The sequence below is a fragment of the Labrys sp. (in: a-proteobacteria) genome (genome assembly GCF_047605565.1).
Lineage (GTDB): Bacteria > Pseudomonadota > Alphaproteobacteria > Rhizobiales > Labraceae > Labrys > Labrys neptuniae.
In genome coordinates this window covers 1-14478 of the sequence record NZ_JASGFM010000072.1, presented here as the reverse complement: position 1 = coordinate 14478, position 14478 = coordinate 1, and the positions used below count along the sequence as shown (strand labels likewise).

16 protein-coding genes and 1 pseudogene are annotated in these 14478 nt (G+C 61.9%); 8 read left to right on the top strand and 9 right to left on the bottom strand.

The window, feature by feature from the left end:
- Positions 1–107: 107 nt before the first annotated feature.
- Positions 108–464, bottom strand: coding sequence for a winged helix-turn-helix transcriptional regulator (locus QM672_RS31915; protein ID WP_415087316.1), 357 nt, complete (start codon positions 462–464; stop codon positions 108–110).
- Positions 465–613: 149 nt separating this feature from the next.
- Between QM672_RS31915 and QM672_RS31910 the strand changes: the two genes are divergently transcribed.
- From QM672_RS31910 to QM672_RS31900, 3 genes are all read left to right on the top strand, one after another.
- A complete protein-coding gene (locus QM672_RS31910) occupies positions 614–1498 on the top strand; it encodes an NAD(P)-dependent oxidoreductase (protein ID WP_415087315.1) in 885 nt (294 codons plus the stop codon).
- A 48-nt stretch (positions 1499–1546) separates the two neighbouring features.
- Positions 1547–1900, top strand: a complete 354-nt coding sequence (locus QM672_RS31905) for a cytoplasmic protein (protein ID WP_415087314.1) — start codon at positions 1547–1549, stop codon at positions 1898–1900.
- Positions 1901–2106: 206 nt separating this feature from the next.
- The gene (locus QM672_RS31900) at positions 2107–2736 is read left to right on the top strand and encodes a DsbA family protein (RefSeq protein ID WP_415087313.1); all 630 of its coding nucleotides are present in this window, start codon (positions 2107–2109) and stop codon (positions 2734–2736) included.
- 33 nt (positions 2737–2769) lie between these two features.
- Here QM672_RS31900 and QM672_RS31895 read toward each other — a convergent pair whose 3' ends face one another.
- From QM672_RS31895 to QM672_RS31885, 3 genes are read right to left on the bottom strand one after another with little or no spacing between them, the layout of a single operon-like run.
- Complete coding sequence (locus QM672_RS31895) at positions 2770–3504, bottom strand: SDR family oxidoreductase (protein WP_415087312.1); 735 nt, start codon at positions 3502–3504, stop codon at positions 2770–2772.
- Positions 3505–3546: 42 nt separating this feature from the next.
- Entirely contained in the window at positions 3547–4401 is an 855-nt protein-coding gene (locus tag QM672_RS31890) for an oxidoreductase (protein WP_415087311.1), read from the bottom strand.
- A 51-nt stretch (positions 4402–4452) separates the two neighbouring features.
- A complete protein-coding gene (locus tag QM672_RS31885; protein WP_394315070.1) occupies positions 4453–4827 on the bottom strand; it encodes an Atu4866 domain-containing protein in 375 nt (124 codons plus the stop codon).
- Between the two features lie 132 nt (positions 4828–4959).
- Between QM672_RS31885 and QM672_RS31880 the strand changes: the two genes are divergently transcribed.
- From QM672_RS31880 to QM672_RS31870, 3 genes are all read left to right on the top strand, one after another.
- Positions 4960–5868, top strand: coding sequence for a LysR family transcriptional regulator (locus QM672_RS31880; protein ID WP_415087310.1), 909 nt, complete (start codon positions 4960–4962; stop codon positions 5866–5868).
- A 160-nt stretch (positions 5869–6028) separates the two neighbouring features.
- Complete coding sequence (locus QM672_RS31875; protein WP_415087309.1) at positions 6029–6913, top strand: class I SAM-dependent methyltransferase; 885 nt, start codon at positions 6029–6031, stop codon at positions 6911–6913.
- 6 nt (positions 6914–6919) lie between these two features.
- Entirely contained in the window at positions 6920–7957 is a 1038-nt protein-coding gene (locus tag QM672_RS31870; RefSeq protein WP_415087308.1) for a phytanoyl-CoA dioxygenase family protein, read from the top strand.
- Between the two features lie 65 nt (positions 7958–8022).
- Here QM672_RS31870 and QM672_RS31865 read toward each other — a convergent pair whose 3' ends face one another.
- From QM672_RS31865 to QM672_RS31850, 4 genes are all read right to left on the bottom strand, one after another.
- On the bottom strand, positions 8023–9012 hold the full coding sequence (locus QM672_RS31865) for a DUF808 domain-containing protein (RefSeq protein WP_367626915.1): 990 nt from the start codon (positions 9010–9012) through the stop codon (positions 8023–8025).
- 220 nt (positions 9013–9232) lie between these two features.
- A complete protein-coding gene (locus tag QM672_RS31860) occupies positions 9233–10882 on the bottom strand; it encodes a recombinase family protein (RefSeq protein ID WP_415087307.1) in 1650 nt (549 codons plus the stop codon).
- A gap of 20 nt (positions 10883–10902) precedes the next feature.
- The gene (locus QM672_RS31855) at positions 10903–11226 is read right to left on the bottom strand and encodes a hypothetical protein (RefSeq protein WP_415087306.1); all 324 of its coding nucleotides are present in this window, start codon (positions 11224–11226) and stop codon (positions 10903–10905) included.
- Positions 11227–11363: 137 nt separating this feature from the next.
- Positions 11364–11834 carry a MucR family transcriptional regulator gene (locus tag QM672_RS31850; RefSeq protein ID WP_415087305.1) on the bottom strand — a complete coding sequence of 157 codons (471 nt, stop codon included), beginning with the start codon at positions 11832–11834 and terminating at the stop codon, positions 11364–11366.
- Positions 11835–12137: 303 nt separating this feature from the next.
- Between QM672_RS31850 and QM672_RS31845 the strand changes: the two genes are divergently transcribed.
- Positions 12138–12317 carry a hypothetical protein gene (locus QM672_RS31845; protein ID WP_415087304.1) on the top strand — a complete coding sequence of 60 codons (180 nt, stop codon included), beginning with the start codon at positions 12138–12140 and terminating at the stop codon, positions 12315–12317.
- 97 nt (positions 12318–12414) lie between these two features.
- On the opposite strand, the pseudogene QM672_RS31840 reads toward QM672_RS31845, so the two are convergent.
- A pseudogene (locus tag QM672_RS31840) lies at positions 12415–13160 on the bottom strand (IS5 family transposase).
- A 282-nt stretch (positions 13161–13442) separates the two neighbouring features.
- Here QM672_RS31840 and QM672_RS31835 point away from each other — a divergent pair.
- Positions 13443–14478 (top strand): Hint domain-containing protein (locus QM672_RS31835; protein ID WP_415087303.1); only part of this gene is annotated, 1036 nt, incomplete at its 3' end.

Below are 14478 nucleotides of genomic sequence, written 5' to 3'. Positions count from 1 at the left end.
CACAAGCCACCTGTCACATCACAATCGATTCATCGATCGCAGGACATGCTCTAGGCTTTCAGGATAGAAAGCCAGGCTCGTCATCGCGAGCCTGGCCAATCGAAGGATCAGGCTCGCAGCGACGGCACGGCGCAGGCAGCCGGCACCGGCTCGCTGAGGCCAAGCTGCTCGCCCCAGCGGCAAAGGGCAGCGCTGCTGGCGATGAGGCCGGCGCCGCGCTCGCTCAGGGAATAGACGACCTTGGCCGGCATCTGCTCATAGACCTTGCGGTGGATGAGGCTGTCGGCCTCCAATTCGCGCAGCTTTTGGGCCAGCATCTTCTCGCTGATCGTCGGAATGGCCCGGCGCAGCCGGCCGAAGCGGCGGGCGCCGGTGTGGAGCTCGCACAGGATGTCGAGCTTCCATTTGCCTTCGAGCATGCGGATCGCCGCCGCAAAGCCGCAATCATTCGCCGTATCCGTCATGCCCCTCTCCTTCGCCAGCCCTTACCACCCCGTAACCACTTACGTGGGCGTGCGTATTGAGCGCCGCCACGCCAGCTCCATCTGCCCGAGGACGACGAGAGGCGCGGCAGGCATTCGTCAGCCCGCGCCGGTGGATATGGAGTGTCGACATGAAGCTTGCAATCGCGGTGCTGGGAACGGGACGCATGGGATCGGCATTGGCGCGCGCCCTGCTGGGCGCCGGCCACGAGGTGACGGTGTGGAACCGCACCCCGGCCAAGACCGGGCCGCTTGCCGCCCTCGGTGCGGTCGTCGCGCCCTCCGTGGCCGAAGCCGTGGCGGCGGGGGCGGTCGTCATCGTGAATGTCAGCGATTATGACGCCACCGCCGCGCTGCTGCGCGAGGCAAGCGTCGCCCGGGCCCTCGACGGCAAGCTCGTGGTCGAACTCACCTCCGGCACGCCCCAGGGCGCACGCGAGGCGGGAGGCTGGGCCGCCGCGCAGGGCGCCGCCTATCTCGACGGCGCCATCATGGCGACGCCCGATTTCATCGGCACCGAGGCCGGCACCATCCTGTTCGCCGGCTCCGGCCAGGCCTTCGAGGCGAACAAGCCGGTATTCCTCGCCCTCGGCGGCAATGTCCAGCATGTCGGGGAGGATGCCGGCCTCGCCAATGCACTCGACAGCGCCCTGCTCGGCCTGATGTGGGGTGCGCTGTTCGGCACGCTGAACGCCATTGCCGTGTGCCAGGCCGAGGGGGTGGCGCTCGGCATGCTGGGCCGGCTCTGGCAGACCTTGGTGCCGGTGATCGACGGCCAGGTCGCCGACCTGATCAAGCGCAATGAGACCGGGCGCCTGGCCAGCGACGAGCAGAGCTTCGCCTCGATCGCCACCCATCACCACGCCTTCGAACATTTGCTGGTGGTGATGCAGGCCCGTAAGATCGACCTCGGCGTCGTCCTCGGCCAGGACAGCCTGTTCCGGCGGGCGCTCGCGGCCGGCCGGGGTGAGGACGATTTTGCCGCATTGTCGCGCTTCATGATCGGGGAAGCATAGGTGGGCACCGGTTCACGCAAATGCCATTCCCATTGGTGCATTTGTGATTTGCGCACGACGCTGGTGGCATGGGCCGTACAGCCGGTTTCATCGAGGGGAGAGGTTGCCAATCACGGCTTGCGCCACGAAGATGCCAAGATGGCATATTCAAGAGAAATGCTCGAGCGAGCTCACCGTCAGACAACCAATCATCGGCAAGAGCTGGAAAAGAGCGCGAGTTGTGGCTGTTTCTATTGCTGCCAAACCTTCACGGTTGCCAAGATCGAGGAATGGATCGACGACGAGGAGGGAACGGCGCTCTGCCCTTACTGCGGCATCGACTCCCTCATCGGCTCCGCATCCGGCTACCCTGTCAATGACCGGGAGTTCCTGCAGGCCATGCACAAGCTTTGGTTCGAATAGCGCGTCCTCCGCCCGTTCACAGTGCCAAGGGGATCTTGCACAGAGCCGCTGTCACGCGAATGCGATTCCCCCACTAGAAACTGTGATTTGCGTGCGAGGTTGGTGGCATGGACAGTACCGGCAGTCCGTCGAATCGGACTGCCCGGGCATGGCGCCCGCCAAGGCAAGGCGCGTATGGACGCGCGTTGCGATCGCAAGGACTTATCATGGCATCTCGGCGTATCTCGCCCCCGCTTCTCGCGGCCTTCCTCTTCCTCGTCATCGGCCTCCTCAGCCTCGCTCCGTCGCCGGGCGGCGCCCGCGCGGCCTCTGCCGATATCGACGTGAACGACATCATCACCGATCCTTCTTCCCCCGTGCTCGGCAATCCCAAGGGCAAGGTCACCATCATCGAGTTCACCGATTATCGCTGTCCCTATTGCCGGGTGATGCAGTCGCGTCTCGACGTCCTCCTGCGCGAAAACAAGGACATCCGGCTGGTGATCAAGGAATGGCCGATCTTCGGGGAAGCCTCGGTCTATGCCGCCAGGGTGGCGCTCGCCGCCAATTGGCAGGGCAAATATGGCGCAGTGCATGCCGCCCTCTTCGCCCTGCCGCGCACCATGGACAAGGACGCCGTGCGCGAGGCGGCCGGCAAGGCCGGCGTCGATCTCATCAGGCTCGACAAGGATCTTGCCGCGCGAGGTCCCGAGATCGCCGCCATGCTGGCCAGAAACGATGTCGCCGCCCGCCTGTTCCAACTCCAGGGCACGCCCGGCTTCGTGATCGGCCATGACGTCTATTTCGGCGCACTCAGCCTGGAGCAGTTGCGGCGCTATGTGAAGACTGCAAAATAGCCAGGTTCAATAGCCGGCAAATGAAAAACTTCTTCAATGCGGGCTCGCCGTCGGCCGTACCACGATCTCGCTGACATCGACGTCATCGGGCTGGCCGATGGCATAGGCCAGCGCAGCGGCCACGGCCTCCGGGCTGATGGTAACGGCCCGGAACGCCTTCATCGCCTCCCGCGCGGTGGGATCGCCGATCGAGTCGGCAAGCTCGGAGGTGGTGGTGCCCGGCGAGATCACCGTGACACGGATGCGATCCGTCTCCTGGCGCAGCCCGTCCGAAATGGCGCGCACGGCAAATTTGGTGGCACAATAGACCGCGGCGGTGGGCGAGACGCGATGGCCACCGATCGAGGAGACATTGACGATCTGCCCGTTGCCCTGCTCCTCCATGATCGGCAGCGCCGCAGCGATACCGTACAGCACGCCCTTGATGTTGACGTCGATCATGCGGTCCCATTCCGCCACGCGCAGTGCCGCCAGCGGGGAGAGCGGCATCACCCCGGCATTGTTGACCATCACGTCGAGCCGTCCGAAAGCCTGGCGCGCGAAGCCGGCAAAGGCGGCGACCTCGGCCTGCGACGTCACGTCGAGCGGGCGCACCCTCACCTCGCCGCCTGCGGCCGTGATCGCCGCAGCGAGGCTCTCCAGCCTGTCGGTACGGCGCGCGCCGATCACCACGCGGGCACCCGCCACCGCCAGCACCCTGGCGCTGGCTTCGCCGATGCCGCTGCTCGCGCCGGTGATGGCCACGACTTTTCCTGCAATTGCACTCATCTCATATGTTCCTTGTTGAGGTGTTCGCGCCGAGGCGCGGCATCAGGCCTCCGCCGGCTCGGGAAAATCGGCGCTCAGCGTGGTCTCGGCCCAGGTCTCGAAATTGAGGCTCAGCGCCTCCAGCCTTTGGCGGGCGATGCGCAAGGCCGGCGCCCCGAGCAGCAGGCGCAGCGGCGGTTCCGGCGCTTCGACCGCCTTGATGATGGCAAGCGCGGCGCGGGCGGGATCGCCGGGCTGCCGCCCGGAAACGGCGCGGGTCTGCCCGCGGCGCCTGCCGGCGGTCTCGGCATAATCGGCGATGACGGTGGGCGCCTCCACCATGGAGCGGCCAGCCCAATCGGTGCGGAAGGCCCCGGGCTCGACGATCGTCACCTTGATGCCGAGCGGCGCGACCTCCTGGGCAAGCGATTCCGACAGGGCTTCCACCGCGAATTTGGTGGCGTGGTAATAGCCGGTCGCCGCAAAGGCCACGAGGCCGCCCAGGGACGAGATATTGACGATATGCCCGCTCCGGCGCGCCCGCATGCCGGGCAAGATCCGCTTGGTGACGCCGATCAGCCCGAAGACATTGGTTTCGAACTGGGCCCGGATTGCCGCGTCCTCGCCCTCCTCGATCGCCGCCAGATAGCCATAGCCGGCATTGTTGACGGCGACGTCGATGCGCCCGAAGCGAGCCTCGGCCGCCGCCACGGCCTTCTCCACCGCGCCGGGATCCGTCACGTCGAGTTTGACGGCGAGAGCGCGCTCGCCATGCGCGGCGGCAGGTTCGGCCAGCGCTTCCAGCCGCCGCGCTGCCAGGACCGCCCGCCATCCTCTGGCGAGAACGGCCTGTGCCAATGCCTGGCCGAGGCCTGAGGAGGCCCCCGTGATGAACCAGACCGGTGTTTGCTTTGTCATGTCGGTATCCTCTCTTTCGGCCGGAGCGCAGAGTTCCAACCCGGCAGCCGCTTAGCGGCGCCGAAACACCATGCCGCCGTGATGCAGCGTGTCGCGGTCGACGAATTCGCCATCTGCGGTGAAGCCGGTGTCGTCCCAATAATCGATGTGCGCGCCGCGGACCTCGTAGCGGCCGCGATAGGCACTCCTGCGGCTGCCGCGCGCTTCGTCATAGCGCCCGTTCGCCAGCAATTCCTGCCGGATATGGCCGTCTTCCGTGACCCACATCCCCACATAGGGGTGTTCAGCCATGTTCGCCTCATTTGTCATGATCTGATCCTGGCCGGGAGACGGCGCATTCGAGGCCAGCGCCGGGTTCGCTCCCGTCAGCAGGGTCACGACCACCGCATGGGCCGCGATCTGCGTGGCGACATTGCAATGCACCATGGCCATCCTCCTCGCGTCCGGTTCCCATTTCGCACGGGGCCGACCATCGGCCCCGCTGGAACGCACCCTAGACCGACGAATTGGCGCGATCGAGTTGCCAATCTGAAATGACTTGGTTAGATTATCTAACCAATGACCGATGTGTTCGAAGGCATGTCCACCTTTGCCGCCGTGGCGGAGGCCGGCAGTTTCCGCCTCGCCGCCGAGCGACTGGGCGTCACCCGCTCCGCCGTCAGCCAGGGCCTGCAGCGCCTGGAGGATCGCCTCGGCGTCGCGCTCGTGCAGCGCACCACGCGCAGCGTGCGCCTGACCGAGGCGGGCGAACAGTTCTATCGGACCGTCAGTCCGGCATTGTCAGAGGTGAAGACGGCGCTGCGGGCAGTTCAAGACGAACGTGGACGCCCAACCGGCACGCTCCGGATCAGTGTCTCCTCGATCGCCGAGACCTTCCTGTCCGGCGCCGCCCTGACGGGGTTCCTGCAGGCCCATCCCGGCATCCGTCTCGACCTCACGGTGACGGACGAGGAAGACGACATCGTGCAGGCCGGTTTCGATGCCGGGGTGCGGCTGGGCGAGGTGATCGAACAGGATATGATCGCCATCCCCGTTTCGGGCGAACAGCGCCAATTGGCTGTGGCCTCGCCCGACTATCTTGCCCGCTGCGGCACCCCGCAGCATCCGCGCGACCTCCTGGCCCATGACTGCATCGGCTGGCGCGCCCGACCCGACCTCGCCCCCTATCGCTGGGAATTCACCGAGAACGGCCGTGACTTCGAGATCGCCGTCGAGCCCAAGGTGACGACCAACGACATGGCCACCATGATCCGGCTGGCCCGCGCCGGTGCCGGCATCACCTTCGGCGTCTACGACACTTTTCGCAGCTATCTCGATCGCGGCGAACTGATGCCGCTGCTCGAAACGTTCGGGCCACCCTTTGCCGGCTTCTATCTCTATTACCCACGACGCCAGCGCCAGCCGGCGAAGCTGCGGGCGCTGGTCGATCATCTGCACAAATGGGCACGCCATGCCGATGTGTCCTGAAATACAACGGACAGATCGCTTTCTCGGCCATGCAAGTTGGCGAAACCGCATAACTCACTGAACCGACTGGATAAGCGACGTAAAATTTACTGCGGATATGATTGACAGCCAGACCCAAACGGACAACTTGGGAAGGAATGCTTCTATAGCGTAGGAAGAAATGGCCAATCCACTTCAGCAGATTTTTCGCCGTGTACGAGCGGCAAAATCGAAAGAAGATATCGAAGAATTCCATTTGACCGATGGATATGTTTTCTCCGAGCCTTCGCCGCAGAATGCAGTCGACTTGATCCCGGGATGGAATCACGCCTTCCCGTCGGAATTGGGCATCCAGGCGGGGCCGGCCCATATGCATGAGGACGGCAGGATCCATTGGGCCATTGAGCAATTCGGGCCCGTCGCAGGCCGGCGCATTCTCGAATTGGGTCCCCTGGAAGGGTCCCATTCGATGATGCTGGACAGGCACGGGCCGGAGGTCCTCGACGCGGTGGAAGCCAATAAGAAAGCGTTCTTGCGCTGCCTGATCGCCAAGGAGATCTTCGGTCTGCAACGCGCCCGTTTTCACCTTGGCGACTTCGTCAAATGGCTGGAGCGAAAGGACCCGCCCTACGACCTCATCGTGGCCTGCGGCGTCCTCTATCATATGGAAGAGCCGCTGCGATTGCTCGAACTGCTGGCGGCAAGGACCGACGCGATATATTTCTGGACGCATTATTTCGACGAAACAGCCATGCCACCCGAAGATCTCAGGCGCGTCCCGTTCAAGTCGCAGAAGCCCCCCTATAAAGAGCTTTGCCACGAAGTCGCGTTTCACGGCAGGAATGTCAAATTGCACGAGCGCAGTTATTATGGCGCCTGGAAGAAATCGGCATATTGCGGCGGCCCGGTCAATCGACATTACTGGATGGAGAAGGAAGACCTTCTTGTAGTTCTCGGGGCTCTGGGGTTCGACGACCTGCGCATTGCCCATGACGATCCCCAGCACGTCAACGGTCCGTCATTTTCCGTCTTCGCCCGGCGAACGGTTCAGCAGGCTGAAAGGTAAGACAACGTGTTGGGGCTAGCGAATTTCATCCGTCGGGGCATCAAGACCAAGGCGAAGAAGAACGAGCGCCAAAAGGAAAGTCCCCTGGTGCTCGAGCGAAAATTCCGGGAAGCCTATATCGCGGAAAGGCCGGTCGATCTCGAAGCCGTCGAGGAGTTTCGCGGCGATGCTTTCCCCATCAGCGGTCCGGCCTGCTGGCTCGACCGGCCCAACGCGCTGCTGGAGGTCGAACGTCGCCATGCCGCCGGCGAGCTCAGCGATGACGAAGCCGCGATGTGCAAGCAATGGATATTCGAGGGTTACTACGTCGCGCCCGGCCTGATCGAAGCGGAACTCCTCGATCGCGTCTGGACGGCCTATGAAAAAGCGATCGCCGAGGGGACGATAACCGCCCCTGCCGAAAGCCGAGGCCCCGAGGATATCCATCCCGGCCGTACGCTTGACCCTCACATCCCGGTGCCAATCCTGCGCGAGCTGCAGCAACACCCCGGGATATTGAGAATTTCCGACGTGCTGTTCGGGCGCAAGACCCTGCCGTTCCAGACCATCATGGGACATAAGGGCAGCTGGCAGAGCCCACATTCCGACACCATCCACATGACGACCTATCCGCTCGGCTATATGCTGGCCAGCTGGATAGCATTCGAGGATGTCGGCACCGATTGCGGGCCTCTGGAATATTATCCGCGCAGCCACAAGCTCGTACCTCCCCTGCTCAGCGGGGAACTCGGCATCCCGCCCCGAGCCTTCAAGGAAAATATGGGCGTCTACAGCTCACGCTACGAACCGACCATCCGCCACTACATCGATATGTTGGGCCTCGAGCCGAAATACTTCCTCGCCAAGGCCGGGGACGTCTTGTTCTGGCATGCCGACCTGCTGCATGGCGGCTCGCCTCGCAAGGATCTCAAGCTTTCCCGCAAGGCAATGGTCTGCCATTACTTCGCGCAGGGCGCGTTCACCTATCACGACCTTTCGGGCAATGCCACCCGCCTGCATAAGAACGGGCTCTATGCCCCCCCGGCGATCGACGAGCACCTGTAACGCCCTCCGGCAGGACAATATCGGAAAGATCTGAAAGGTCGCGTGGACGGGATGTACCCTCGAGATCAGGCGCTGCGGGGCTTTGGCTTAAGCCGGCGCCAGATCGGCGTGACGACATAGCTGATCACCGGAATGGTCACCAATCCCACGCCAATGCCTGCCAGTCCGGAGCCCGCCGCCTGGACCAGCCATGATACCACTCCGCCGGCCGCCGGCAGGCTGTGTGCCGCCGCTTCGGCGGTCTCGTGGAGGAAGTGGCTGACAGCACCCAAGCCATAAGCCTCGAAGCCATGCAGGATGATGCCGCCACCGACCCAGATCATCGCCGCGATGCCGATCAGGCCCAGCACCTTGAGGAAATGGGGCATGCCGACGACGAGAGCGCGACCCATTCCGCGCAGCAGCCGGCCCATTGGCGAAGGAGAAGTCGCCTTCGCCATCGCCACACCGAGATCATCGGCCTTCACGATAAGGGCAACCACGCCATAAACCGCGGCCGTGATCCCGATACCGACCACGGCCAGGATGACGGCCTGCGCCACGAAGCTACTGTCGGGAACGGAGCCGAGCGTGATGGCCATGATTTCGGCGGACAGGATGAAATCCGTCTTGATCGCGCTCGCGACTTTCTGGTCCTCGAAGGATTGCGCATTGGGATTGATCGAAGCGAGCTCCGCTTCATGCTGATGGGCTGCGTGCGGCACGACAAGTTCGTAGATCTTCTCCACGCCCTCATAGCAAAGATAGACTCCGCCAATCATCAGCAGGGGCGTGATCGCCTGCGGCGCAAACAGGCTGAGCGCAAGCGAGGCCGGCAACAGGATCAGAAGCTTGTTCTTGAGCGAGCCGGCGGCGATCTTGCCGATGATCGGCAACTCGCGCTTGGCCGCAAAGCCGGTGACGTAGCGCGGCGTGACGGCCGCATCGTCAATCACGACGCCGGCTGCCTTGGCACCTGCCTTGGCCGCCTGGCCTGCGATGTCGTCCAGCGAGGCGGCGGCAACTTTTGCCAAGGCCGCGACATCGTCGAGAAGGGCGATCAGGCCAACACTCATTGCACCCCCAATTCAGCTCCGTAGCAGTCAATACCGGACGGGGATGCCATGTTTCAAGCCCAAGAACGCCATTGTGTGCGCTTGCTCGCGCGTGCAGCATGGAAGGCCCTCTCCCGTGGCAGCCACTATTCAGGCCACCGGGCTGCGGCGGTCGTGTTTTGTGTTTTACAAGCAAAGACCCCGCGGAGCGAGGCACACGCGGGGCTTGTTGTGTATTCGGTTATATTTGGTTGCGGGGGCCCGCAACGGCTTTCATCACAACATCGCCAACCCCTTGATTTCGTTCAGGATTGACAAATTCGAGAATACCAAACAGCTCTCCGCGGAGCTCGGCATGGATCTCGCCGCGCTTCTCGCCCGGCGTGAGCACGATCTGGCCGATCAGCGAGCGGAGAGCCTCCGCCGCCTGACGTCCGCCCTCGTCGTCGGCAAGGGTCTGCGTGAAGTGCTCCAGCCGCTTGCGGTAGAGATTGGCGATGTTGGGATGCAGGTCGGGCACGTCGGCGGGTGCCAGCGCCAGGCGTGCGGTGATCTCGGCTTTCTGGCGTTCCAGATCCTCCATCCTTGCCTTCATGGAAGGCTGATAGAGTCCATCCTCGATCGCGGCCATGATGCCGGCGATACCGCGCTCTATCTTGTACAGCGCCTTGCGATCCTGCTCGCTCTGGGCGCGGCGCTCCTGGTTGAGCCGGTTGGTCTCCTGGGCATAGGCCTTCACCGCCTCCGCCACGGCATCGGCCGAGACCAGCCTTTCCTTCAAGCCTGAGAGAACACGCTGCTCGATCTTCTCGCGGGTGATGGTGCGGCCGTTGTCGCATGTGCCGCGGCGCTGGTGGTTGAGACAGCCAAAACGCTCTTTCGTGAACAGGCCGTAGCGTCCGCCGCAGCAGCCGCAGGTGAGCAGGCTGGAAAGAAGGGAGGCCGGCCGCTTCATGGTGTGCAGCCTCTTGGCCCTGGCATCGCGGATACCGATGGTGATCGCTTCGAACTTGCTGGCGATGGCCTTCTGTCTTTCCTTCACGGCCTGCCAGAGCTCGTCGTCGACGATCCTCAGATGCGGCACCTCGGTGCGGATCCATTTGCTTGGTGGATTGATCCGCGACACGCGCTTGCCGCTAGTCGGATCCTTGATGAAGCGCAGGCGGTTCCAGACCAGCACGCCGGTATAGAGTTCATTGTTGATGATGCCGGTGCCTCGGGTCACGTGGCCCCTGACACTGGTGTCACCCCAATGCCTGCCGAGCGGACCGGGAATGCCGTCCTTGTTGAGGTCGACGGCAATCGCCTTCGGGCTCTTGCCGGTGGCGAATTCTTTGAAGATGCGGCGGATGATCTTGGCTTCCTCGGGCACGATCTCGCGATCACCGCGGATGGGCTCGCCTTCGGCATCGAGCTTCTTCATCACCCGGTAGCCATAGCACAACCCTCCTCCGGCCTTGCCCTTCTCCACCCTGCCCCGCAGGCCGCGATGGGTTTTCAAGGCCAGGTCTTTGAGGAACAGGGCATTCATGGTGCCCTTGAGACCGACATGAAGCTCGCTGATCTCGCCCTCCGCCAGAGTGACGATGGTGACGCCAGGAAATTTGAGATGCTTGAACAAGGTGGCGACATCGGCCTGGTCGCGGCTGATGCGGTCGAGCGCCTCGGCGAGCACGATCTCGAACTGGCCGCGCTGGGCGTCACGCACCAATTGCTGGATGCCATGCCGCAAGATGGTACTGGCGCCGGAGATGGCCGCATCCTGATAGGTACCCGTCACGCTCCAGCCTTCGCGCACTGCCTGCTCTCTGCACAGCCGGAACTGATCCTCGATCGAGGCGTCCCGCTGGCTGTCGGAGGAATAGCGGGCATAGAGCGCGACACGGGTCATGGCGGATCAACCTCTCTCTTTCATAATGGGGGATCATCCTTCTTCCCCCTGCCCTTTTCCTTTCGGCGGCCCGGCCGATTATCATTGGCCGCCTGGTGCTTCTCGAACGCTTCCCGGGCCAGCTGCCGACCGACCACCCGTGCGATATCGAGCACGATCCGATCCAGCTTTGCGGGACCGCTATCCTCGCCGGCACGATTAGAGCCGGCGAGACTGGAATTGTCATTGGACGGGGCCGAAGGTGTCGGCCCTGTCTTTGTCTCTTCTGCCATCAGGTCGCTCCCAAGAATGGATCGACCTGCCATCAGATGCCTCCGATGAACGAAGAAAAGCACGAAGTTCATGGCGTAGGGCCATGGCGTGCAATGACTTGCGCATTACCGTTTTGCCTCATACGCCAGACCTGCCGGAAACGGGGCTGGAGAACCTTGATCTCGATCATCCAGCCCTTCACAAATCGACATGTCTGGCGTCGAAACCGCTACGCTGCCTTTTTCTTTCTGCCCTTGCTGGATGCGGGAGGGGGCGGCGGTGGCGGAGCGCTAACGGCCTTTCGATTCATCTGGCCTAGTCCCAATTCCTTGGCCAGACGTGAGCGTGTGGCTGAATAGTTCGGCGCGACCATGGGGTAATCGCTGGGCAAGCTCCATTTTTCCCGATACTGCGCCGGCGTCAGACCATAGGCGGTTCGCAGATGCCGAGTCAGCGATTTGAATTTGAGGCCGTCTTCCAGGCAGATGATGTAATCGGGCGTGATCGATTTTTTGATCGGAACGGCGGGTTTGAGAGGAATATCCGCCTCGACCGGCTTGGGATTATTCAGACCGGTCAAGCTTCCATGCACTGTACGGATCAAATCCGCGAGGGAAGCGGTGGCGACCTGGTTGTTGGCAACATAGGCCGAGACGATGTCGACCGTCAGGTCGACCAGACTTGTGTCTTCTTCGAGCATGTTCAGTCACTTTCTTTTTTGCGTTGATGTCGAAGTGAGTGACATTTTTCTTTATATGCGCAGCTTTGTGGACCCGATCGCTACGCTGACTCGGATTCTCAGGCAAATTCGGGTGCCTGTAAACACCATGTTCAAAAAAGGCCGCAATCTCAGCAGCACTGTTCCGATGATTTGTGGATTTTTCCTCGACCATCGGTTTGCCCTGTCTTAATCAGGACAATTGCCGGCAGCCAGAGAACATCCGAATTACATTCGCCTGCCCCCAAAGAGCGAGCTCTCTGCCTAAAGCAAGACAAGCTGTCCGTGTCTATCAGCCAAAATTCGCGCCTGGCGACGTTCCCGCCACTCGGCGAATTCCATGGTGACGATCTCGCACAAGGGTGCGACGCCCCGCCATTGATCGCGGTAGATGCTGGTGTCGATCCCAATACCACAGTCCATGAACAGACCCGTTCGCTGCTCGAACTCAACGCCTTGCCCTGAGGTCAGCCGCTCGAAGCAGGGGCGCCTGGGATAGCGAAACGAGGCTGAGCTTTGCGACAGGATGAATACGCCAGAGAGCCCTGCATCTGGTGGCGAACTAGGCTTCGTGGACAAAGGGCAGCCACAGCAATGCTGATGCGAGGCTGACGAAGCCGAGATATGACTCTCTGGTTTTGTCATAGCGGGTGGCGATGCGACGCCAGTTCTTGAGCTTGTTGAAGAGTTGTTCGACGCGGCTGCGCTGGCGGTATTTGTCGCGATCATGGAGGGCCGGATTGCGACGACCACGCTTGGCCGGGATCACGGCTCGGACACCGTGGAACGCGATCTCCTCGCGAATGGCGTCGGAGTCATAGCCACGATCGGCGAGCAGCGCCTTGGCCTTATCGGCGATCATCCCGAACAGCGGGCCGAAGCCCTTCACATCGTGGGCTTCGCCCGGCGTCAGGACGAAGCCGAGCGGACGGCCTTTTCCGTCACAGGAGGCGTGGAGTTTCGTGGTGAACCCGCCGCGCGATCGGCCAAGCGCCTCGGCCGCTTGAGTCCCTTTTTTATGCCGACAGCGCAGTGGTGCGCCCGGACGATGGTGCTATCGATCATGTCGGCGGACCGCTCCCGACCCGCCATTTCGGCCAGAGTTTCGAGCATGGCGTCGAATACCCCCGTCTCGACCCAACGCCGATAGCGGCGGAAAACGCTGTTCCACTTGCCATATTCGTCCGGCAGGTGACGCCACTGCGAACCGGTGCGCGCCATCCACATCATGCCCTCGAAGAAGGGGCGGTTGTCACCCGCTGGTCGGCAACCGCGCCCCCGCTCCGACGGCAGCAGCGGGCCGATCAATTCCCATTCTTCATCTGAAAGACCGATCCGTTCGCCCAAAGCTGCCTCCAAAAAGCAGCCTTGAATCAATCCCGAGCCTTGCCGTCAAGCTTTGTCCACGAGGCCTAATATCGAACGGATCGCTCGCTAATTTATCCTCGTGAATGGCACAATTCACCAGAATTTTTATGTTTGCTTCATTTAAACAATGATGCTATTTCAAAAGGCGTACGCGATACCTAATCGGAAGTACGGGTGGCCGTGGGGGACAGGCCGGAATTCCGAGGGATGCAGGAGGAATGAATGGCTGTTTTTGGACCCAACGCCGGTGGCGTTCAGTATGACATTACCCGTACTGGCGGAAACGCAATAACTGGTTTTCTAGACCAGGTCGTGATTTCCGGCGGCACAAACGGAACTAATACGCTTACTAATGTTCCTGAAGGCAACATCATCACGGCGACTGGCGGCTCCGCTGCGAACCTTGTAAGTCTTGGAAGTACTTATGTTGTTGCGCCTGGCGTAACCAGTAGCAACATAAATATTCTTGCCGCTGTTGGCCCGCAGACAATTTATGTGGGTGGCACGACCACTATCAATAGTGCGCTTGCTCTTCTTAGCGGCACTCAGATCAACGTTACCGGCGGTTCAGCCAGTCTTGCTGACGGTATCTTGGCAAATGCACTGAGCAGCTCGACCGTGAATTTGACGGATGGTGGCTCGTTCTCCAATGGCAATAACCTCGCCAACGTGTTGACCGGCACGACCATCAATTATGGTTCCGGCGGCGGCACCTTTACCGTCAACGGCGGTAACACACTGATCGATCTTTCCAGCACTTCCATAAACGGTTTCGACCAGAACAATGGCCTGAACCACCTGGAGTTCCAGAACACCTCGGCTCCTGCTGCGGCTTACACGGTCACAGGCCCCGCCGGAGGGCCGCAAACCGTAGAAATCCGTGATGCCGGTGGAAATGTTATTGCTACCGTCAAGCTGAACGACTCGAGCCTCACGGCTGGCAACTATACTGTTGGTCAGAACGGCCCGTTGACGATCGGGTCGAGCGGAACAACCCTTACCGTCACCGACCAGGCTATCGTCTGCTTCCTCGCCGGCACGATGATCCGCACGGCCGTTGGTGAAGTCGCGATCGAGAATATCCAGGTCGGCGACGAAGTCTTCGTTTCCATCGACGGCAAGGATGAACTGCGTCCGGTCATCTGGATCGGCTCGGGCCATGTCCTGAGCAACCCGGTGTATCCCATGGACATGGGCGGCTATCCCGTCCGCATCCTCAAGGATGCGATCGCCGAAGGCGTGCCCTATCAGGATCTGC

Excerpts from the sequence above, each read along its gene's own strand:
- QM672_RS31865 (WP_367626915.1), bottom strand. The coding sequence starts at position 9,012 with ATGAGTGTTGGCCTGATCGCCCTTCTCGACGATGTCGCGGCCTTGGCA.
- QM672_RS31855 (WP_415087306.1), bottom strand. The coding sequence starts at position 11,226 with ATGAACTTCGTGCTTTTCTTCGTTCATCGGAGGCATCTGATGGCAGGT.
- QM672_RS31885 (WP_394315070.1), bottom strand. The coding sequence starts at position 4,827 with ATGGTGCATTGCAATGTCGCCACGCAGATCGCGGCCCATGCGGTGGTC.
- QM672_RS31900 (WP_415087313.1), top strand. The coding sequence starts at position 2,107 with ATGGCATCTCGGCGTATCTCGCCCCCGCTTCTCGCGGCCTTCCTCTTC.
- QM672_RS31860 (WP_415087307.1), bottom strand. The coding sequence starts at position 10,882 with ATGACCCGTGTCGCGCTCTATGCCCGCTATTCCTCCGACAGCCAGCGG.
- QM672_RS31895 (WP_415087312.1), bottom strand. The coding sequence starts at position 3,504 with ATGAGTGCAATTGCAGGAAAAGTCGTGGCCATCACCGGCGCGAGCAGC.
- QM672_RS31875 (WP_415087309.1), top strand. The coding sequence starts at position 6,029 with ATGGCCAATCCACTTCAGCAGATTTTTCGCCGTGTACGAGCGGCAAAA.
- QM672_RS31915 (WP_415087316.1), bottom strand. The coding sequence starts at position 464 with ATGACGGATACGGCGAATGATTGCGGCTTTGCGGCGGCGATCCGCATG.
- QM672_RS31850 (WP_415087305.1), bottom strand. The coding sequence starts at position 11,834 with ATGCTCGAAGAAGACACAAGTCTGGTCGACCTGACGGTCGACATCGTC.
- QM672_RS31880 (WP_415087310.1), top strand. The coding sequence starts at position 4,960 with ATGACCGATGTGTTCGAAGGCATGTCCACCTTTGCCGCCGTGGCGGAG.
- QM672_RS31910 (WP_415087315.1), top strand. The coding sequence starts at position 614 with ATGAAGCTTGCAATCGCGGTGCTGGGAACGGGACGCATGGGATCGGCA.
- QM672_RS31890 (WP_415087311.1), bottom strand. The coding sequence starts at position 4,401 with ATGACAAAGCAAACACCGGTCTGGTTCATCACGGGGGCCTCCTCAGGC.